This window comes from Streptomyces sp. NPDC048415 (assembly GCF_040651675.1).
Lineage (GTDB): Bacteria > Actinomycetota > Actinomycetes > Streptomycetales > Streptomycetaceae > Streptomyces.
This window is the reverse complement of record NZ_JBEZKJ010000011.1, coordinates 119,378-139,624: the sequence shown is the minus strand read 5'-3', so window position 1 is coordinate 139,624 and position 20,247 is coordinate 119,378. Positions and strand designations below refer to the sequence as shown.

Below are 20,247 nucleotides of genomic sequence, written 5' to 3'. Positions count from 1 at the left end.
CCCGCCGACGGTGCGCGGTCCGCGGCGGGGACCGCGGGCGGTGGGGGACAGTCCGCGGCGGGGATCGCGGGTGGTGGGGGACAGTCCGCGGCGGGGATCGCGGGTGGTGGGGGACAGTCCGCGGCGGGGATCGCGGGTGGTGGGGGACTGCCCGCGGCGGGGACCGCGGGCGGTGGGGCACTGTCCGGTCAGGCCCCCGCCCCCGTGATGGCAGACGGGCATCGCCGCACCCATGACTCGGGCGCCGCAGACCGCCGGGCGCCGGGCGCCGCGGGCAGCAGTGGCCAGGAGTCCCCGGTCCGGGGAGACGGCCCCGTCGGCCCGCTGTCGCCCGGGGCCGCCCTCCCCGACGGCGCCCCCAGGGACGTACAGCAGCGGCCCTCCGTCAGTGATCCCGCGTACGCCGCAGGCCAGGGCGACTCGCCCGCGGCTGCCCTCCGCGTGGGCGTACAGCAGCGGCCGTCCCCCAGTGCCCCCACGCACGCCGCAGGCCACGACAATGTGCCCGCGGCTGCCCTGCCCGACGCCGGCCCCAGCGACGTACACCAGCATCCGTCCTCCGGCCGGCCCCCATACGCAGCCGATCTCGTGCGTGGTCCGGTCGAGCTCATGCCTGCGGTGCGGCGGCTGCTGCGCGGCATTGTCGTGGTGGGCACCCTCGAAGACGCTGAGGATCTTGTCTACGCGCGGCCGGAACTCACCGCGGTCACCGCCGAGGGCGACCTGCTGGGCGCGCACTTCGCGCAGGGGGGATCGGCCGGGGTGCCCAGTCTTCTCGAGGTGCAGGCGTCCGTCGACGAAGCGGCGGCCGTGCTCGAGGAACTCGTGGTGCAGTGCGACGAGTTGACCGAGGCACAGCACATCGCCGCCGCGCGCCGGACGGAACGGGCCGCGCTCGTCGAGGAGTTGGGTGAGCAGCGGCGGGCGGCCGAGCGGGAGAAGTCGTCCGTGGCGCAGCAGTTGGGTCGGCTGGCCGGACAGGCGAGGGGTGCCGCGGGGGAGGCCGAGCGCAGTACGGCTGCCGCCGCGCGGGCGCAGGAGGCGCTCGACCGGGCCGTGGAGGAGGCCGAGGAACTGGCCGAACGGCTCGCCGTGGCCGAGGAGATGCCCGTCGAGGAGGAGCCCGACACCTCCGTGCGCGACCGGCTCGCCGCCGACGGCGCCAACGCGCGGCAGACCGAGATGGAGGCCCGGCTCCAGGTGCGTACGCACGAGGAGCGGGTCAAGGGACTCGCCGGCCGCGCCGACGGACTCGACCGGGCCGCGCGCGCCGAGCGTGAGGCACGCGCGCGTGCCGAGCAGCGGCGGGCCCGGCTGCGCCACGAGGCAGCCGTCGCCGAGGCCGTCGCCTCCGGCGCCCGGCAGCTGCTCGCGCACGTCGAGGTCTCGCTGACCAGGGCCCAGGAGGAACGGGCCGCGGCCGAGAACGCCAAGACGCACAAGGAGCAGGCGCTCGGCGCCGCCCGGGGCGAGGGCCGTGACCTCAAGGCGGAGCTCGACAAACTCACGGATTCGGTTCACCGCGGCGAGGTACTCGGAGCCGAGAAGCGGCTGCGCATAGAGCAGCTGGAGTCGAAGGCGCTGGAGGAGCTCGGTGTCGAACCGGCGGGGCTGGTCGCGGACTACGGGCCCGATCAGCTCGTGCCGCCCTCGCTCGCCGCCGAGGGCGAGGAACTGCCCGAGGACCCGGAGCACCCGCGCAACCAGCCCCGGACCTTCCACCGCGCCGAGCAGGAGCGGCGGCTGAAGTCAGCCGAACGGGCGTACCAGCAGCTCGGCAAGGTCAACCCGCTCGCCCTGGAGGAGTTCGCCGCGCTGGAGGAGCGCCACAAGTTCCTCAGCGAGCAGCTCGAGGACCTCAAGAAGACGCGCGCCGATCTGCTTCAGGTGGTGAAGGAGGTCGACGAGCGCGTCGAGCAGGTCTTCACCGAGGCGTACCGGGACACGGCCCGGCAGTTCGAGGGCGTCTTCAGCAGGCTGTTCCCGGGCGGGGACGGGCGGCTGATCCTGACCGATCCCGACAACATGCTCACCACGGGTGTGGATGTGGAGGCCCGTCCGCCGGGCAAGAAGGTCAAGCGGCTGTCGCTGCTCTCCGGTGGCGAGCGGTCGCTGACCGCCGTCGCGCTGCTCGTGTCGATCTTCAAGGCGCGGCCCAGTCCGTTCTATGTGATGGACGAGGTCGAGGCGGCGCTCGACGACACCAACCTGCAGCGGCTGATCCGGATCATGCAGGAGCTGCAGGAGGCCTCGCAGCTGATCGTGATCACCCACCAGAAGCGCACGATGGAAGTTGCCGACGCGTTGTACGGCGTATCCATGCAGGGCGACGGTGTGTCGAAGGTCATCAGCCAGCGGCTCCGCTAGCTCCGGCAGATACGTGCGTGGCACACCGATCGTGACCTGGGCTTGGCCATGAGTTCAATAATTGAACACAACTTCGTCACATCGTCGGCGAAGTTCACAGCAAGCGAACTGTTGACTTCGAAACTTGAAGGCATAGTCTCTGCAACGTTGCTTTTACCTTCAGGTGGTGGTCGGCGCGAACCTATGCGCCACTGGAACCACCAGCGAAGGGCTCGCCCCAACCCCCGGCAGTGAGGCCGGTGGCCCGAGGAGTTACCCGTGACCGGCACAGCGCAGGCACCCACGCCAGGAGCCCGACAGGCTCATCCCGAACATCTCGGGCATGTCATCTTCATCGCGGCGGCGGCCGCGATGGGCGGTTTCCTCTTCGGCTACGACAGTGCCGTGATCAACGGCGCCGTCGAGGCCATCCGAAGCCGCTACGCCATCGGCTCCGGGACCCTGGCCCAGGTCATCGCCATCGCGCTGATCGGCTGTGCCGTCGGCGCCGCGACGGCCGGCCGCATTGCCGACCGCATTGGCCGCATCCGGTGCATGCAGATCGCCGCCGTGCTGTTCACCATCAGCGCCGTCGGCACGGCGCTGCCCTTCGCGCTGTGGGACCTCGCCTTCTGGCGCGTCATCGGCGGCTTCGCCATCGGCATGGCCTCGGTGATCGGCCCCGCCTACATCGCCGAGGTCTCTCCGGCCGCGTACCGCGGTCGTCTCGGCTCCTTCCAGCAGGCCGCGATCGTCGTCGGCATCGCCATCTCCCAGCTGGTCAACTGGGGCATCCTGAACGCCGCGGGCGGCGACCAGCGCGGCAAGCTGATGGGCCTGGAAGCCTGGCAGGTCATGCTCGGCGTCATGGTCATCCCGGCCGTCCTCTACGGCCTGCTCTCCTTCGCGATCCCCGAGTCGCCGCGATTCCTGCTCGAGGTCGGCCGCAAGGACCGCGCCCGTGAGGTGCTCAAGGATGTCGAGGGCGACAAGATCGATCTGGACGCCCGTGTCGCCGAGATCGAGCTCGCCATGAAGCGCGAGCACAAGTCGACCTTCAAGGACTTGCTCGGCGGCTCCTTCTTCTTCAAGCCGATCGTCTGGGTCGGCATCGGTCTCTCGGTCTTCCAGCAGTTCGTCGGCATCAACGTCGCGTTCTACTACTCCTCGACGCTGTGGCAGTCCGTCGGCGTCAACCCGTCGGAGTCGTTCCTCTACTCGTTCACGACATCGATCATCAACATCATCGGCACCGTGATCGCGATGATCTTCGTGGACCGGATCGGCCGCAAGCCGCTGGCGCTCATCGGCTCCGTGGGTATGGTCATCGGTCTCGCGCTGGAGGCCTGGGCCTTCTCGTACGACCTGGTCGACGGCAAGCTGCCGGCCACCCAGGGCTGGGTGGCCCTGATCGCCGCGCACGTCTTCGTCCTCTTCTTCGCCCTCTCCTGGGGTGTCGTGGTCTGGGTCTTCCTCGGCGAGATGTTCCCGAACAAGATCCGCGCCGCCGCCCTCGGCGTCGCCGCCTCCGCGCAGTGGATCGCCAACTGGGCCATCACCGCGAGCTTCCCGTCACTGGCCGACTGGAACCTCTCCGCGACCTATGTGATCTACACGATCTTCGCCGCCCTCTCCATCCCCTTCGTGCTCAAGTTCGTGAAGGAGACCAAGGGCAAGTCGCTGGAGGAGATGGGCTAGCCCCCGCTCCTTCCCCGAAACTCGGGGAGAAGGGCCAAGTCCCCGCTGCCCCTCTCCTCGTACCCGTAAGGCGTACTGCCCCGGCTCAGACCGCGAGGTCCTCGAGTCGGGGCAGCACGTTTTCGCAGAACAGACGCAGACTGCGCCAGCCCTCGTCGATCGGCATCCCGCCGGACAGCGGATGCAGCACATAGTTGTCGAGGCCCTGCTCCACGCACGCGTCCGGCGTGAGGATCCGGTAGACGCCCTCGGCGCGTAGCTCCTCGACCGTCGTGGCCGCCGATTTCACCGCCGAGCGGATGTCGCCGGACTGCCAGGAGGCGTACGTCCGCGCCTCGTGCAGGAAGTGCCTGCCGTACTCGGCCCACGCCCGGTCCGGGTCCTCGGCGATGTGCAGCAGGGGGGTCTCGGCCGCGGGCATCATGGTCCAGCCCTCGGTGCCGTATTCGACGAGCCGGTCCTTGTAGTACGCCTCCAGCTCGGGGAGGTGCGCGCTGGGGAAGAACGGCAGCCCGAGCCGGGCGGCCCGTCGCGCCGCCGCCTTGGAGGAGCCGCCGACCAGCAGCAAGGGGTGCGGATCCGAGAAGGGCCGCGGGGTGACCCGTACCGAACGGCCCCGGTACGTGAACTCCTCGCCCGTCCACGCCTTGAGCACCGTCTCCAGGAGCTCGTCCTGGAGCGCGCCGCGCCGCTTCCAGTCGACGTCGAAGAGGGCGTACTCCTCGGGCCGGTAGCCGATTCCGGCCACGGTCACGAGCCGGCCGCCGCTGAGCAGATCGAGTACGGCAATGTCCTCGGCCAGGCGCAGCGGATCGTGCAGCGGGCCGATGACCGCCGAGACGGTGACGGCGAGGTGCCGGGTCGCTCCGAAGACCGCTCCCGCGAAGGCGAACGGCGAGGGCAGCCAGTTGTTGGCGACGCCGTGGTGCTCCTCGGTCTGCACGGTGGTGATCCCGCGGTCGTCGGCGTACGCGGACATCTCGACCGCCGCCTTGTAGCGGGCGCTCAGCGACGCGGGGGTGGCGTCGGGGTCAACGAGGTTGAAGCGTACGACGGTTACGGGCATGGGAAGCCGCCCTTCGTGTGGGTAGGGGGACGGTAGCTGACGAGGCGTCAGGTGGCCATAGCGTCGGCGTCGTCCTCCATTCGGCGCGGCAGGGCCGCCCCGAAGACGCGGTCCTGCCGGCGATCGGCGTCAGTCCCGCCTGGAGATCACCATGACCGCGGGCTTCCCGCCGACGCGAGCTCGCGCGGCCGGCGGGCCGCCCTACCCCGGTCCGGCGGGCGCGGAGCCTCGCATCGCCGGCGAACGGGCGGGGACGGAGGTCATGCGTGGGTGGCGGATGGGCGGGCGGGAGGTCAGACGGCGGCAGTCGGCGGCCGGGGTGTGAGGTCGTGCGGTGGTGGCGAATGGGCGGGCGGGAGGTCACGCGGCGGCAGCCGGCGGCCCGGGCGCGAGGTCGTGCGTCGGCGGCGAACGGTGGCGCTTGCCGACGGCTCCGTGCGGGCGGGAGGTCAGGCGGCGGCCCCCGGCGGGCGGGCGTGAGGTCGTGCGGTGGTGGCGAATGGGCGGGCGGGAGGTCACGCAGCGGCAGCCGGCGGAACGTCGGGCGGTGGTGGCGAATGGCCGGGCGCGAGGTCGGGCGGCGGCAGCCGGCCGCCCGGGCGGGAGGTCGTGCGTCGGCGGCGAATGGCCGGGCGGAAGGTCAGGCGGCGGCAGCCGACGGGCGGGCCGAAGGTCACGCGGCGGCAGCCACCGGCCCGGCGGGAGGTCACGCATACTGGACGCGTTATGGAAACCGTCATCCTTGCTGTAGTCATCGCCGTGGTGGTGTTCGGCGTGCTCGGCGGGCTCGTCGTCGGCAGCCGCAAGCGCAAGCAGCTGCCCCCGCCGCCCCCCGCCGCCCCCGACATCACCGCCCCTCCGGCCGAACCGCACGTCGGCGACGAGGCCGAGACGCCGCGGGAAGAGCCGCGACGCACGATAGAGGAAGTGGATCTCCCCGACGCCACGGCGACCGCGCCGGTCGTCGTCGAGGAACCCCCCACTGTTCCGCAGATCGAGATCCCGGAGCCGTCCGCCGGGCGTCTCGTCCGCCTGCGCACCCGGCTCTCCCGCTCGCAGAACGCGCTCGGCAAGGGGCTGCTCACGCTGCTCTCGCGCGAGCACCTCGACGAGGACACCTGGGAGGAGATCGAGGACACGCTGCTCACCGCCGACGTCGGCGTACAGCCGACCCAAGAGCTGGTCGAGCGGCTGCGTGAGCGCGTGAAGGTGCTCGGCACGCGCACTCCCCAGGAGCTGCGCACGCTGCTGCGTGAGGAGCTGCTCCAGCTCCTCGTCCCCGAGTTCGACCGCGTGGTCAAGACCGACTCGAACCTGGACACTCCAGGCATCGTCATGGTCGTCGGTGTCAATGGCACCGGCAAGACCACCACGACCGGCAAGCTCGCGCGGGTGCTCGTCGCCGACGGCAAGAACGTCGTGCTGGGCGCCGCCGACACGTTCCGCGCCGCCGCCGCCGACCAGCTGCAGACCTGGGGCGAGCGGGTGGGGGCCCGCACCGTGCGGGGTCCCGAGGGCGGCGACCCCGCCTCGGTCGCGTTCGACGCGGTCAAGGAGGGCATCGAGGAGGGCGCCGACGTCGTCCTCATCGACACCGCGGGCCGGCTTCATACCAAGACCGGGCTCATGGACGAGCTCGGCAAGGTCAAGCGAGTCGTCGAGAAGCACGCCCCGCTCGACGAGGTGCTGCTCGTGCTGGACGCCACCACGGGGCAGAACGGTCTGGTCCAGGCGCGCGTCTTCGCCGAGGTCGTCGACGTCACGGGCATCGTGCTGACCAAGCTCGACGGCACCGCCAAGGGCGGCATCGTCATCGCCGTCCAGCGCGAGCTGGGCGTGCCGGTCAAGCTGGTGGGTCTGGGCGAGGGGGCGGACGATCTGGCGCCGTTCGAGCCGGAGGCGTTTGTTGACGCTCTTATCGGAGAGTGAGCACCCACGAAAGACCGTAGGTGCTCGAAGAAGCGCCCGTTCCCAAGGTGCAGTTGGGAGCGGGCGCTTCGCCATGTGAGCCCATGAGGGGTTCGGCTATACGCGCGACCGATGCGCCACGTACGCCAGCGTCCCGAGCAGCAGCCGTGCCTGCGGCGGCTTCGTGGCCGAGTCCAGGTCGGGGGAGCGCAGCCAGCGGACCGGGCCGAGGCCGCCCCGGTCGGAGGGCGGAGCCGTGATGAACGTACCGGGGCCCAGGCCGTGCAGGTCGAGGGACGCGTCGTCCCAGCCCATCAGATAGAGCAGCTCGGGGAGTTCCGCCGCGGAGCCGGGGGCGACGAAGAAGTGGGCGCGGCCGTCCGGGGTGGTCGCGACCGGTCCGAGCGGGAGCCCCATGCGTTCGAGGCGGACGAGCGCGCGGCGCCCGGCGGGCTCGGCGACCTCGATCAGGTCGAAGGCGCGGCCGACCGGCAGCATCACCGCGGCGCCCGGGCACTCGGCCCAGGCCTCGGACACCTCGTCGAGGGTGGCGCCGGCCGGGATCACCTGGGCGAAGTCCAGCGGATGCGCCCCCGGTGCGGCGCAGTCGTCCTTGCCGCACGAGCACGCCCCGGCGGCGGCCCGGGCGCCCGGGACCACGTCCCAGCCCCACAGCCCGGTGAACTCGGCCACTGCGGTGCAGTCCGACGAGCGACCGCGGCGACGCGCGCCGGGCCGGATGTCGCGCATCGCCCGACTGCTGCCGATCGTGAAGCCCATGCCCCCTCCAACGGGTCCGACGCACCGGTGGTTACGTGACGGAAGCGGAACGTGACCGTCTGTTCCCGACTTCCCCTCTACCGCGCGGTCTAGGCGGCGCTTTGTGGTGCACCGGGTGGCGCGCTCGGCTTCGTGCGCCCCGGCGCACACCGCTCCGCCCACCTCCGGCCGTCCTATGTCAAGTGAATCGCGCCCAGGTCACCCCGAGTTCATTCGAAGGGGTGGCGAATGGTGGCGTTTCGGGGTTCGCCATGGCTGGACGGGTGATCGTAGGATTACTTTGAGTGCACGAGTCCTGGGGACGCGTGCACTCGTGGGTATGCCAAGGGCAAGTCGGCTTCCCGTTCGAAGGGTGAGAACTGCCGGACGCGCAGCCGTATTTACCGGCATTCTGATAGGGCTTGGCGCACGCAGCGTACAAGTGGTCTCAGGGATGGGGGCGTTCCAGTGGGCGGCAACGGCGGAAGTGGAGAGAACGCTGACAAGCGCCCCAATGAGCTGCTCGGCTCGTGGTTCGTGCGCAGCGGCTGGTCGAAGGGTGAGCTCGCACGTCAAGTAAACCGCAGGGCACGCCAGTTGGGGGCCAACCACATCTCCACGGACACCTCGCGGGTGCGCCGCTGGCTGGACGGCGAGAACCCGCGCGAGCCGATCCCGCGGATCCTGTCCGAGCTGTTCTCCGAGCGGTTCGGCTGTGTAGTCGCCGTCGAGGACCTCGGCCTGCGCGCCGCCCATCAGTCACCGTCCGTGTCCGGCGTCGACCTGCCCTGGACCGGCCCGCAGACCGTGGCGCTGATCAGCGAGTACTCGCGCAGCGACCTGATGCTGGCGCGGCGCGGCTTCCTCGGCAGCTCCCTCGCGCTCTCCGCGGGCCCGGCCCTCATCGAGCCCATGCAGCGCTGGCTCGTGCCTTCACCTGTGCTGCCCCAGGCGGAGCCCGAGCCCCTGGCCTCCGCGCGCCGCGGAGGCCGGCTCTCCAAGCCCGAGCTGGATCTCCTGGAATCCACCACGGTGATGTTCCGGCAGTGGGATGCCCAGTGCGGCGGTGGACTGCGCCGCAAGGCGGTCGTCGGGCAGCTGCACGAGGTGACGGACCTGCTCCAGGAGCCGCAGCCCGCCGCGACCAGCAAACGCCTGTTCAAGGTCGCCGCCGAGCTGGCCGAGCTGGCGGGCTGGATGAGCTACGACGTGGGGCTTCAGCCCACCGCGCAGAAGTACTTCGTACTCGCCCTGCACGCGGCCAAGGAAGCGGGCGACAAGCCGCTCGGCTCGTACATCCTCTCCAGCATGAGCCGCCAGATGATCCATCTCGGGCGGCCGGACGACGCCCTGGAACTCATCCACCTCGCGCAGTACGGCAGCCGTGACTGCGCGAGCCCGCGCACCCAGTCGATGCTGTATGCGATGGAGGCCCGCGCCTACGCCAACATGGGCCAGCCCGGAAAGTGCAAGCGGGCCGTCCGGATGGCCGAGGACAGCTTCGCCGACGTCCATGAGTGGGACGACCCGGACCCCGACTGGATCCGCTTCTTCTCCAAGGCCGAGCTGTACGGCGAGAACTCGCACTCCTACCGTGACCTCGCCTACGTCGCCGGGCGCAGCCCCACGTACGCCTCCATGGCCGAGCCCTTGATGCAGGAGGCTGTCGACATCTTCGGCAAGGACCCCGAGCACCAGCGTTCGTACGCACTCAACCTCATCGGCATGGCCACCGTGCACCTCCTGCAGCGCGAGCCCGAGCAGAGCGCGGTTCTGGCCAAGGAAGCCATGACGTACGCCAAGAAGGTGCGCTCCGAACGCGTGAACACTCGTATCCGAAAGACGGTCGACACGGCGGCCCGGGACTTCGGGGACCTCGCCGAGGTCGTCGACCTCACCGACCAGCTCGCCGTCGACCTGCCAGAGACCGCGGAAGCGGTCTGAAACCGGCCGCGAAAGCGGCCCCCGCCCAGTACTCCGGCCACGGCCGGCCGTCCCGAACTGCCCGACTCGGCTCCCCCATGCCAGGTCATCGGACGACCAGCCGTGGCCGGTTTAACGGCCCTTTTTGCGCCTGAACCGGCGCCATGCTCGCGTACGTGGCCGGCCGCCGCGGGGGTCCCCTCAACCGATGGTTGCGGTGGTCTTCGTCGATGATTGCGTCACGATAACGATCGACGCGACCACTATCCGGCAGTTCATCGAGGCGTAACACGCAGGACCTCTTCGTCACTGCGGCGAAACATCGAGGGGCTTCGACGGAAACCGCGCTGCGCCAATGTCATGGCGCATAACCGGCCCGCCCCTCACGCCCACTCAGGCTTCGCCCGCACGGGGCCGTACCAACGACGAGGAGACGCCGATGGCACCAGCCATCACCCTTGCCGCAGAGGCACCCAAGCTGTCTGCCGCCAACACAGGGTTCATGCTCATCTGTTCCGCCCTGGTGCTGATCATGACACCCGGACTGGCCTTCTTCTACGGAGGCATGGTTCGCGTCAAGAGCACCCTCAACATGCTGATGATGAGCTTCATCAGCATGGGGATCATCACGATCCTGTGGGTGCTGTACGGATTCTCCCTCGCCTTCGGCACCGACCACGGCTCGATCATCGGCTGGACCTCGAACTGGGTCGGCCTCAGCAACATCGGTCTGACGGAATTGTGGCCCGGTTACACCATCCCGATCTTCGTCTTCATGATCTTCCAGCTGATGTTCGCCATCATCACGCCCGCGCTGATAAGCGGCGCCTTGGCGGACCGCGTGAAGTTCACGGCGTGGTCGCTGTTCATCGCGCTGTGGGCCACGGTCGTCTACTTCCCGGTCGCCCACTGGGTCTGGGGCGCGGGCGGCTGGGCCTTCGATCTGGGCGTGATCGACTTCGCCGGTGGTACGGCGGTGCACATCAACGCGGGTGCCGCGGCGCTCGGCGTGATCCTCGTCATCGGCAAGCGCGTCGGCTTCAAGAAGGACCCGATGCGTCCGCACAGCCTCCCGCTGGTGATGCTCGGCTCCGGTCTGCTGTGGTTCGGCTGGTTCGGATTCAACGCCGGCTCCTGGCTCGGCAACGACGACGGCGTCGGCGCGCTGATGTTCGTCAACACGCAGGTCGCCACCGCGGCCGCCATGCTGGCCTGGCTCATCTACGAGAAGATCCGCCACGGCGCGTTCACCACGCTGGGCGCCGCCTCCGGCGCGGTCGCGGGTCTGGTCGCCATCACACCGTCCGGTGGTGCGGTCTCCCCGCTCGGCGCGATCGCCGTCGGTGCCATCGCCGGTGTCCTGTGCGCCATGGCCGTCGGCCTGAAGTACAGGTTCGGCTACGACGACTCGCTCGACGTGGTCGGTGTCCACATGGTCGGCGGTGTCATCGGCTCCCTGCTGATCGGCCTCTTCGCCAGCGGCAAGGGCCAGTCCACCGTCGAGGGTCTCTTCTACGGCGGCGGCCTGACCCAGTTCTGGAAGCAGTGCGCCGGTGTCTTCGCCGTCCTCGCCTACTCCCTGATCGCCTCCGCGGTCCTCGCCTTCCTGATCGACAAGACGATCGGTATGCGGGTCACCGAGGACGAGGAGATCGCGGGCATCGACCAGGCCGAGCACGCCGAGACCGCATACGACTTCAGCGGCGCCGGCGGCGGCGCGGCGCGCACCGCCGTCCCCGGCCCGGTCGCGGACGCCGAGACCAAGAAGGTGGACGCATGAAGCTCATCACCGCCGTCGTGAAGCCCCACCGGCTCGACGAGATCAAGGAGGCCCTGCAGGCCTTCGGGGTACACGGTCTGACGGTCACCGAGGCCAGCGGCTACGGTCGGCAGAGGGGACACACCGAGGTCTACCGTGGCGCCGAGTACACGGTCGACCTGGTTCCCAAGATCCGCATCGAGGTGCTGGCCGAGGACGACGACGCCGAACAGCTCATCGACGTCGTCGTGAAGGCGGCCCGCACCGGCAAGATCGGTGACGGCAAGGTGTGGTCCGTCCCGGTCGAGACGGCCGTCCGGGTCCGGACGGGCGAGCGCGGACCGGACGCGCTCTAACCGGACCCGCTCGACAGCAGAAGAAAGACAGGAGTCGCTGGGTGACGAGTACGGACACGCGTACGGAAGCAGAGGACTCGGGACCCAGCGGCTACGCGGCGGCCCGGCTGCGCCTCCTCCAGGAGGGGGCGCGGTCCGGGCCGCCGCGCCGTTCCGCCCTCGCGGAGCTGACGGACGACTGGCTGACCGGACTCTTCACCGCGGGCTCCGAAGGGCTGCGCGGTGTGTCGTTGGTGGCCGTCGGCGGCTACGGGCGCGGGGAGCTGTCCCCGCGCAGCGACCTCGATCTGCTGCTCCTGCACGACGGCAGTGACTCCGGCGCGGTCGCCGCCCTCGCCGACCGCATCTGGTACCCCGTCTGGGACCTCGGCCTCGCCCTCGACCACTCCGTGCGCACGCCCACCGAGGCCCGCAAGACCGCCGGCGAGGACCTCAAGGCCCAGCTCGGCCTCCTGGACGCCCGCCACCTCGCGGGAGACCTCGGCCTCACCGCCGGATTGCGTACGGCCGTCCTCGCCGACTGGCGCAACCAGGCGCCGAAACGTCTCCCCGAACTCCAGGAGCTGTGCGCGGAGCGCGCCGAGCGCCAGGGCGAGCTGCAGTACCTCCTCGAACCGGACCTGAAGGAGGCGCGCGGCGGGCTGCGCGACGCCACCGCCCTGCGCGCCGTCGCCGCCTCCTGGCTCGCCGACGCGCCCCGCGAGGGCCTCGCCGACGCACGCAGGCGCCTCCTGGACGTCCGCGACGCACTCCACCTCACCACCGGCCGCGCCACCGACCGCCTCTCGCTCCAGGAGCAGGACCAGGTCGCCGCCGAGCTGGGACTGCTGGACGCCGACACCCTGCTGCGCCAGGTGTACGAGGCGGCGCGCGTCGTCTCGTACGCCAGTGACGTGACTTGGCGTGAAGTGGGGCGCGTGTTGCGATCACGCGCCGTGCGCCCGCGCCTGCGCGCCATGCTGGGCGGCGGCAAGCCGGTCGCCGAGCGCTCCCCCCTCGCGGAAGGCGTGGTCGAACAGGACGGCGAGGTGGTGCTCGCGCGTGCCGCGCGCCCCGAGCGCGACCCCGTACTCCCCTTGCGTGCGGCGGCAGCGGCCGCGCAATCGGGTCTTCCTTTGTCGCTGCACGCCGTACGGCGCATGGCGGCCGCCGCGCGCCCCCTGCCCACGCCCTGGCCCGCCGAGGCACGCGAACAGCTCGTCACGCTCCTCGGTTCGGGCCGCCCGACCATCGAGGTCTGGGAGGCGCTGGAAGCGGAGGGGCTGATCACCCGGCTCCTTCCCGACTGGGAGCGGGTCCGCTGCAGGCCGCAGCGCAACGCCGTCCACATCTGGACCGTCGACCGCCACCTCATCGAGACCGCCGTACGCGCCTCCGAACTGACCCGGCGCGTGAGCCGCCCCGACCTGCTGCTCGTCGCCTCCCTGCTGCACGACATCGGCAAGGGCTGGCCCGGCGACCACTCCGTGGCGGGCGAGATCATCGCGCGGGACGTGGCCGCCCGGATCGGCTTCGACCGCGCGGACGTCGCGGTGCTCGCCACCCTCGTACGCCACCATCTGCTGCTCATCGACACCGCGACCCGGCGTGACCTGGAGGACCCGGCCACCGTCCGCTCGGTGGCCGAGGCGGTCGGCTCGCAGGGCACCCTCGAACTGCTGCACGCGCTGACCGAGGCCGACGCACTGGCCACCGGGCCCGCCGCCTGGTCCTCCTGGCGCGGCTCCCTCGTCGCCGACCTCGTCAAGCGGGTCTCGGGCGTGCTCGCCGGTGACGCCCCCGAGGAGCCCGAGGCGGCGGCGCCCACGGCCGAGCAGGAGCGGCTCGCGATCGAGGCGTTCCGCACGGGCGGCCCCGTACTGGCCCTGCGCGCGCAGACCGAACCGGTCGAATCCGACGCCGCTCCGCCGGACGACCCCGAGCCGCTGGGTGTGGAGCTGCTCATCGCCGTGCCCGACCAGCCCGGCGTGCTCCCCGCGGTCGCCGGCGTCCTCGCCATGCACCGGCTGACCGTCCGCACCGCCGAGCTGCGCGCCCTCACCCTGCCCGACGGCGTCGAGGGCTCCGTGCTGCTGCTCAACTGGCGGGTTGCCGCCGAGTACGGCTCCCTGCCGCAGGCCGCCCGGCTGCGCGCCGACCTCGTACGCGCCCTGGACGGCTCCCTGGACATCACGGCCCGTCTCGCCGAACGCGACGCCGCCTACCCCCGGCGCCGCGGGACCATCGCACCGCCGCCCCGTGTGACGGTCGCCTCGGCGGCCTCCCGGCACGCGACGGTCATCGAGGTGCGCGCCCATGACGCCCCCGGCCTGCTGCACCGCATCGGGCGGGCGCTGGAGAACGCGAACGTCCGGGTGCGGAGCATGCACGTCTCCACCCTCGGCGCGAACGCCGTGGACGCCTTCTACGTGACCGGCACGAAGGGTGCCCCGTTGCCGGGGGAGGAAGCGGTTTCGGTGGCCCGCGCGCTGGAGGAGACCCTGCGCGGCTGACCCGCGACGGGGACGTGCCTGCGATCTCGTACGAACGCGGTGGAGACCTCACCACACGCGGCCAGATACCCTGGAGGGCGATTGCCATCGCCCCCGACCCCTGAGGACCGACGAGCGCCGTGTTCGATACTCTCTCCGATCGCCTCTCAGCGACGTTCAAGAACCTGCGGGGCAAGGGCCGGCTGTCCGAAGCTGACATCGACGCCACCGCACGCGAGATCCGTATCGCGCTCCTCGAAGCCGACGTGGCCCTGCCGGTCGTGCGGACCTTCATCAAGAATGTCAAGGAGCGCGCGCTCGGTGCCGAGGTCTCCAAGGCGCTGAACCCTGCCCAGCAGGTCCTGAAGATCGTGAACGACGAGCTCGTCACGATCCTCGGCGGCGAGACCCGCCGCCTCCGGTTCGCCAAGAACCCACCCACCGTGATCATGCTCGCGGGTCTCCAGGGCGCCGGTAAGACCACGCTCGCCGGAAAGCTCGGCAAGCACCTCAAGGACCAGGGCCACTCCCCGCTCCTCGTCGCCGCCGACCTCCAGCGCCCGAACGCGGTGACCCAGCTCAGCGTCGTCGCCGAGCGCGCGGGCGTCGCGGTGTACGCGCCCGAGCCGGGCAACGGCGTCGGCGACCCGGTCAAGGTCGCCAAGGATTCCATCGAGTTCGCGAAGACGAAGGTCCACGACATCGTGATCGTGGACACCGCGGGCCGCCTCGGCATCGACCAGGAGATGATGCAGCAGGCCGCGGACATCCGCGACGTTGTCTCCCCGGACGAGATCCTCTTCGTCGTCGACGCGATGATCGGTCAGGACGCGGTCAACACCGCCGAGTCCTTCCGCGACGGCGTCGGCTTCGACGGTGTGGTCCTCTCGAAGCTCGACGGCGACGCCCGCGGCGGTGCCGCGCTCTCCATCGCCTCGGTCACCGGCAAGCCGATCATGTTCGCGTCGAACGGCGAGAAGCTCGACGACTTCGACGCCTTCCACCCGGACCGGATGGCCTCCCGCATCCTCGACATGGGTGACCTGCTCACCCTCATCGAGCAGGCGGAGAAGACGTTCAGCCAAGAAGAGGCCGAGCAGATGGCCTCGAAGCTGGCGTCCAAGAAGGGCCAGGACTTCACCCTGGACGACTTCCTGGCCCAGATGGAGCAGGTCCGGAAGATGGGCAGCATCAGCAAGCTGCTCGGCATGCTTCCGGGCATGGGCCAGATCAAGGACCAGATCAACAACCTCGACGAGCGTGACGTCGACCGCACGGCCGCCATCATCAAGTCGATGACCCCGGCCGAGCGCCAGGACGCGACGATCATCAACGGCTCGCGCCGCGCCCGTATCGCCAAGGGTTCCGGTGTCGAGGTCAGCGCGGTCAAGGGCCTGGTCGAGCGGTTCTTCGAGGCCCGCAAGATGATGTCCCGCATGGCCCAGGGCGGCGGCATGCCGGGAATGCCCGGGATGCCCGGCATGGGTGGCGGCCCCGGCCGCACCAAGAAGAAGGCCAAGCAGGCCAAGGGCAAGCAGCGCTCCGGCAACCCGATGAAGCGCAAGCAGCAGGAGCTGGAGGACGCCGCCCGCCGCGAGGCCGGCGCCCAGGGCGGCAACGCTTTCGGTGTGCCGCAGCAGGGCGCTCAGGACTTCGACCTGCCGGACGAGTTCAAGAAGTTCATGGGCTGACGGTTCGTCTCGTACGTCACTGGGGGCGCCCCTCTTCGAAGGGGCGCTCCTGGCCTCATTCTGCGGGTGCCGGTGCCTAAGGTGACGCAGACGGACCTCTCCGAAGCGCTGGAAAAGGTGCAGCTGGGCGCCGAGAGGCCGTTGGTGATGCCCGAGGCGGAACGCCGCCGCACGGCCTACCACGAGAGCGGCCACGCCCTCCTCGGCATGCTGCAGCCCGGCGCCGACCCGGTCCCCAAGATCACCATGGTCCCGCGTGGTCGCGCCCTCGAGTCACGCTCTCCACGCCGGACGCGGACCGGTACGCGTACACGGAGGAGTACCTCCGGGGCCGCGTCATCGGCGCCCTGGGCGGCCTGGCCGCCGAACAGGTCGTCTACGGAGTCGTCACCACCGGCGCGGAGAACGACCTCGAACAGGTCACGAACATCGCCCGCGGCAGGGTCGCCCGCTGGGGCATGAGCCAACGCGTCGGCGCCTCTCCGCCCTCCCCAACGACGCCCAGCAGGCGTACGGGCTCTCGGCGGCGCCCCAGACCCTGGACGTCATCGACGGCGAGATGCGCCGCATCGTGGACGAGTGCTACGAGGAGGCGTGCCGCAAACTACGCGACCACCGCAACCAACTCGACGCCCTCGCCGAGGCCCTCTTCGCGAACGAGACCCCTGGAGGAGGCGGGACGCGTACCGCATCGCGGGCCTCCAGCGAGGTTTCAGCCCCTCCGGCGTCTGAGGAGCGGGGAGCGAGGCTGACCCCGGGTCGGGATGGGCAGGGCCGGCAGGGACGGCAGGGACGGCAGGGACGGCAGGGACGGCAGGTACGGCAGGGACGGCAGGGACGGCAGAAACGGAGGAGGTGAGAAACGCCTGCGACCTCAACCCCTCCGTGCGATCAGATAGCGGAAGACGTTGGGCATCCACACCGTCCCGCCCCCGCGCCGGTGAGGATGGAGCGCCTCCGTGAGCTCCTTGTCCACCTGCGCCTGATCGGCAGCAGCGATCGCCGCGTCGAACAGCCCGGTGGACAACATCCCCCGCACCGCACTCTCCACATCGCCGTACCCGAACGGACAGGCGACCCGCCCCGACCCGTCCGGCCTGAGCCCGGCCCGCTGGGCGACCTCCTCGAGGTCGTCACGGCACGCGGCCCGCCACCCCGCCCGCAGGGGATCGGCCCACTTGGTCGCGACCCGCAGCACGGCGGAGGTGGCGCACCGTTCCGGCGGCCCCCACCCGACAAGGACCACCGCCGCGCCCCGCTCGGCGAGCGGCGTCGCGGCCTCCAGAACCCCATCGAGCCCCTCGACGTCCCCGGCCACACACCCGATCGGCTCGAACGCGGTCACCAGGTTGTACCCGGGAGCCCCCGTGTCCGCGAGGTCTCCGGGGGGTCCCTGCACGATCCGGGCGTCCGCACGCGCGCGCGTGCCCCACGCCTGTGGCAGCAACCGCTCCCGCGCCAGAGCCAGTCGCTCGGGTGAGCAGGAGTCGACACCCGTGACCGCGGCGCCCCGGGAGGCCGCCATCAAGAGGGCGAGCCCCGAACCGCAGCCGAGTCCGAGCAGCCGCGTTCCGGTGCCCACTTCGAGTCGCTCGTAGACCGCCTCGTACAGCGGCACCAGCATCCGCTCCTGGATCTCGGCCCAGTCACGCGCGCGTGCACTCTGGTTCACGCGAGGTGATGGACCCGCGTGAGGCAGGTGCTGCCGCACGAGCGTTGGTGTCATCGAAAGCGCCCCAATCCGCCGAGAGTTGCTGCCGTGCCCCATTTCGCTGGCACCCGTGCAGTGCGCTCGCACTCCCCCCGTATGCCAGGAAACTCCGCGCTCGACGTGGCGTCCAGGGGTTGCGGAGCCCGGCTTGCGCGCTCCCCGTGCGCGCCGGAAGAATTCACATTCCGGCAACGTGGCCCCGTACCATCGCCGCATGGCAAAGGCACCCGTTCTCACGCCCCGGGCGGACGATTTCCCGCGCTGGTACCAGGACCTGATCAACAAGGCCGAGCTGGCGGACAACGGGCCGGTGCGCGGCACCATGGTCATCCGACCGTACGGGTACGGGCTGTGGGAGCGGATGCAGCAGGAGATGGACGCCCGCATCAAGGAGACGGGCACCCAGAACGCGTACTTCCCGCTGCTGATTCCGCAGTCGTACCTCACCAAGGAGGCCGACCACGTCGAGGGCTTCGCGCCCGAACTGGCCGTGGTCACGCACGGTGGCGGCAAGGACCTCGAAGAGCCCGCCGTCGTCCGCCCCACCTCCGAGATGATCATCAACGAATACTTCGCGAAGTGGGTGCAGAGCTACCGCGACCTGCCGCTGCTGATCAACCAGTGGGCGAACGTGGTGCGTTGGGAGCTGCGGCCCCGCCTTTTCCTGCGGACGACCGAGTTCCTGTGGCAGGAGGGGCATACCGCGCACGCCACATACGAGGAGGCCCGCGACTTCGCCTCGCACATCCACCGCAAGGTCTACGAGGACTTCATGGCGAACGTCCTCGCGATGGACGTCGTCCCCGGCCGCAAGACCGTCAAGGAGCGCTTCGCCGGCGCCATCAACACCCTCACGCTCGAAGGCATGATGGGCGACGGCAAGGCCCTCCAGATGGCCACCAGCCACGAGTTGGGCCAGAACTTCGCCAAGGCATTCAACACCCAGTACCTGTCCAAGGAAGGCAAGCAGGAGCTGGTCTGGCAGACCTCCTGGGGCTCGACGACCCGCATGATCGGCGCCCTGGTGATGATGCACGGCGACGACAACGGACTGCGGGTCCCGCCTCGCCTCGCCCAGACCCAGGCCGTCGTCCTCGCCATCAAGGGCGACGAAGCGGTTCTGGCCAAGGTCCACGAAATCGGCGATCGGTTGAAGGCGGCGGGCGTACGCGTCCAGGTGGACGACCGCACGGACACGCCTTTCGGGCGCCGTGCCGTCGACTGGGAGCTCAAGGGCGTCCCCGTACGCATCGAGGTCGGCCCCCGTGACCTGGAGAACGGCACCGCGATGCTCGCCCGCCGCATCCCCGGCGGCAAGGTGCCGGTGGCGATCGACGCACTCGTGGGGCTGCTCCCCACGGTCCTCGAAGAGGACCAGGCGCTGCTTCTGAAGCAGTCGCGCGAGCGTCGTGAGTCCCGTACGTCGGACGTGTCGACGATTGAGGAGGCCGTCGAGGCGGCCGTCGCCGGCGGCTGGGCCCGCATTCCGTGGGCCGACCTCGGCGAAGAGGGCGAGGCCAAGCTGGCCGAGCACTCCGTGACCGTACGGTGTCTGGTCGCCGAGGACGGGTCGGTTCCCGACGCGGACGACGCCCCCGGTAACGTCGCCGTCGTCGCGCGCGCTTACTGAGTAGGCCTCGAGGGCGACCGAAACGCCTCTTGCGCATCTGATGACCACAGGTGCCCCGGCGCGCGGACACCGTCTACGCGGCGGTGCGTACGTGTGCCTACGTACCGCCTTGGTATGAGCTGTGAGGCTTCTCCGCAGATCAGCGCACCCGCCCTCGTCAGGACGCATCAGCGGCAACTGACGGGTACGTGCAAATTATTTGGGATGGCCCGGAATAGGAACACAGAGGCACCCCGGCTCGTTGTCACGACGTGAGCACGACACCACCTGTTCTCGCCGCAGAGCTGGCAGGGGCGTGGGCCGACATTCAGCGGCACCACCCCGAGCTGCCAGATCTTGCCGCGCCAGAGTCCCTGATCGGAGAGTCGTCGTCCGCCTGCGGGCACGAACTCTCCTTCGAGCGACTGCTTCATGAGGCAGTCCACGGCATCGCCGCCGCCCGCGGAGTCCGCGACACCTCGCGCGCCGGCCGCTACCACAACCGCAGATTCCTCGCGATCGCCGAGGAGATGGGCCTCGACCACCCCGAGGAGCCACATCCCAGCAGTGGCTTCTCCCTGGTCACGCTCAACCCCGAGGCGAAGCGGCGCTATCGCCCGACGATCGAGCGGCTCCAGCGCGCGCTGAAGGCCCATACGGTCGCCACCGCCGCCGACACCGCCCGCTCCTTCCGCGGCCCGGCCGCCCGGCACGGCTCCTCCGGAGGAGGCGTCCGCGTCAAGGCGGTCTGCGACTGCGGCCGCAATGTACGGGTCGTCCCGTCCGTGCTGGCCCAGGCGCCGATCGTGTGCGGGGGGTGCGGAAAGCCATTCCGGATCCCGGAGGTCGTCGGCGCGGCAGCGGGCTGAGGAGTGCGGCTGCTCGTGGCAGTCGCACCTCCCAGGCGCCGGTGAGCGAACCCCCTCCGGGCCGGCCCGGCGCCGGGTGCC

The 20,247-nt window shown here is 70.5% G+C and carries 13 protein-coding genes and 1 pseudogene; 11 read left to right on the top strand and 3 right to left on the bottom strand.

Annotated elements, in window-relative coordinates:
* Together AB0D27_RS11085 and AB0D27_RS11080 are read left to right on the top strand one after the other, a co-directional pair.
* Nucleotides 1–2,367: AAA family ATPase (locus AB0D27_RS11085; protein WP_362505348.1), on the top strand; the 2,367-nt coding region annotated here is incomplete at its 5' end.
* A 258-nt stretch (nucleotides 2,368–2,625) separates the two neighbouring features.
* Nucleotides 2,626–4,044, top strand: a complete 1,419-nt coding sequence (locus AB0D27_RS11080; protein WP_362505345.1) for a sugar porter family MFS transporter — start codon at nucleotides 2,626–2,628, stop codon at nucleotides 4,042–4,044.
* An 85-nt stretch (nucleotides 4,045–4,129) separates the two neighbouring features.
* Here AB0D27_RS11080 and AB0D27_RS11075 read toward each other — a convergent pair whose 3' ends face one another.
* Nucleotides 4,130–5,110: an LLM class flavin-dependent oxidoreductase gene (locus tag AB0D27_RS11075; protein ID WP_362505342.1), complete on the bottom strand. Its 981-nt coding sequence runs from the start codon at nucleotides 5,108–5,110 to the stop codon at nucleotides 4,130–4,132.
* Nucleotides 5,111–5,836: 726 nt separating this feature from the next.
* Here AB0D27_RS11075 and ftsY point away from each other — a divergent pair.
* Nucleotides 5,837–7,039: a signal recognition particle-docking protein FtsY gene (ftsY, locus tag AB0D27_RS11070; protein WP_362505340.1), complete on the top strand. Its 1,203-nt coding sequence runs from the start codon at nucleotides 5,837–5,839 to the stop codon at nucleotides 7,037–7,039.
* 96 nt (nucleotides 7,040–7,135) lie between these two features.
* On the opposite strand, the gene AB0D27_RS11065 is transcribed toward ftsY, so the two are convergent.
* Nucleotides 7,136–7,798: a bifunctional DNA primase/polymerase gene (locus tag AB0D27_RS11065; RefSeq protein ID WP_362505337.1), complete on the bottom strand. Its 663-nt coding sequence runs from the start codon at nucleotides 7,796–7,798 to the stop codon at nucleotides 7,136–7,138.
* A 447-nt stretch (nucleotides 7,799–8,245) separates the two neighbouring features.
* On the opposite strand from AB0D27_RS11065, the gene AB0D27_RS11060 reads away from it, so the two are divergent.
* The 6 genes and pseudogenes from AB0D27_RS11060 to AB0D27_RS11035 all read left to right on the top strand — a co-directional run.
* A complete protein-coding gene (locus tag AB0D27_RS11060) occupies nucleotides 8,246–9,721 on the top strand; it encodes a hypothetical protein (RefSeq protein ID WP_362505334.1) in 1,476 nt (491 codons plus the stop codon).
* Nucleotides 9,722–10,139: 418 nt separating this feature from the next.
* A complete protein-coding gene (locus tag AB0D27_RS11055) occupies nucleotides 10,140–11,480 on the top strand; it encodes an ammonium transporter (protein WP_362505331.1) in 1,341 nt (446 codons plus the stop codon).
* Entirely contained in the window at nucleotides 11,477–11,815 is a 339-nt protein-coding gene (locus AB0D27_RS11050) for a P-II family nitrogen regulator (protein WP_359490990.1), read from the top strand. The genes AB0D27_RS11055 and AB0D27_RS11050 overlap by 4 nt, the downstream gene beginning before the upstream one ends.
* 41 nt (nucleotides 11,816–11,856) lie before the next feature.
* Nucleotides 11,857–14,307, top strand: coding sequence for a [protein-PII] uridylyltransferase (locus tag AB0D27_RS11045; RefSeq protein WP_362505328.1), 2,451 nt, complete (start codon nucleotides 11,857–11,859; stop codon nucleotides 14,305–14,307).
* A 119-nt stretch (nucleotides 14,308–14,426) separates the two neighbouring features.
* Complete coding sequence (gene ffh, locus AB0D27_RS11040) at nucleotides 14,427–15,977, top strand: signal recognition particle protein (RefSeq protein ID WP_362505326.1); 1,551 nt, start codon at nucleotides 14,427–14,429, stop codon at nucleotides 15,975–15,977.
* A gap of 78 nt (nucleotides 15,978–16,055) precedes the next feature.
* Nucleotides 16,056–16,709 (top strand): annotated as a pseudogene (locus AB0D27_RS11035) (cell division protein FtsH); the annotation flags it as partial.
* A 142-nt stretch (nucleotides 16,710–16,851) separates the two neighbouring features.
* Here AB0D27_RS11035 and AB0D27_RS11030 read toward each other — a convergent pair.
* Nucleotides 16,852–17,703 (bottom strand): SAM-dependent methyltransferase, encoded by an 852-nt coding sequence (locus AB0D27_RS11030; RefSeq protein ID WP_362505323.1) that lies wholly within the window; start codon nucleotides 17,701–17,703, stop codon nucleotides 16,852–16,854.
* A gap of 199 nt (nucleotides 17,704–17,902) precedes the next feature.
* On the opposite strand from AB0D27_RS11030, the gene proS reads away from it, so the two are divergent.
* Nucleotides 17,903–19,318 carry a proline--tRNA ligase gene (gene proS, locus AB0D27_RS11025; protein WP_362505320.1) on the top strand — a complete coding sequence of 472 codons (1,416 nt, stop codon included), beginning with the start codon at nucleotides 17,903–17,905 and terminating at the stop codon, nucleotides 19,316–19,318.
* 251 nt (nucleotides 19,319–19,569) lie between these two features.
* Entirely contained in the window at nucleotides 19,570–20,166 is a 597-nt protein-coding gene (locus AB0D27_RS11020) for a hypothetical protein (RefSeq protein ID WP_362505317.1), read from the top strand.
* Nucleotides 20,167–20,247: the final 81 nt, after the last annotated feature.

Coding starts and splice junctions, on each gene's coding strand:
- ftsY (WP_362505340.1), top strand. CDS start 5,837: ATGGAAACCGTCATCCTTGCTGTAGTCATCGCCGTGGTGGTGTTCGGC.
- AB0D27_RS11075 (WP_362505342.1), bottom strand. CDS start 5,110: ATGCCCGTAACCGTCGTACGCTTCAACCTCGTTGACCCCGACGCCACC.
- AB0D27_RS11055 (WP_362505331.1), top strand. CDS start 10,140: ATGGCACCAGCCATCACCCTTGCCGCAGAGGCACCCAAGCTGTCTGCC.
- AB0D27_RS11030 (WP_362505323.1), bottom strand. CDS start 17,703: ATGACACCAACGCTCGTGCGGCAGCACCTGCCTCACGCGGGTCCATCA.
- AB0D27_RS11050 (WP_359490990.1), top strand. CDS start 11,477: ATGAAGCTCATCACCGCCGTCGTGAAGCCCCACCGGCTCGACGAGATC.
- AB0D27_RS11065 (WP_362505337.1), bottom strand. CDS start 7,798: ATGGGCTTCACGATCGGCAGCAGTCGGGCGATGCGCGACATCCGGCCC.
- proS (WP_362505320.1), top strand. CDS start 17,903: ATGGCAAAGGCACCCGTTCTCACGCCCCGGGCGGACGATTTCCCGCGC.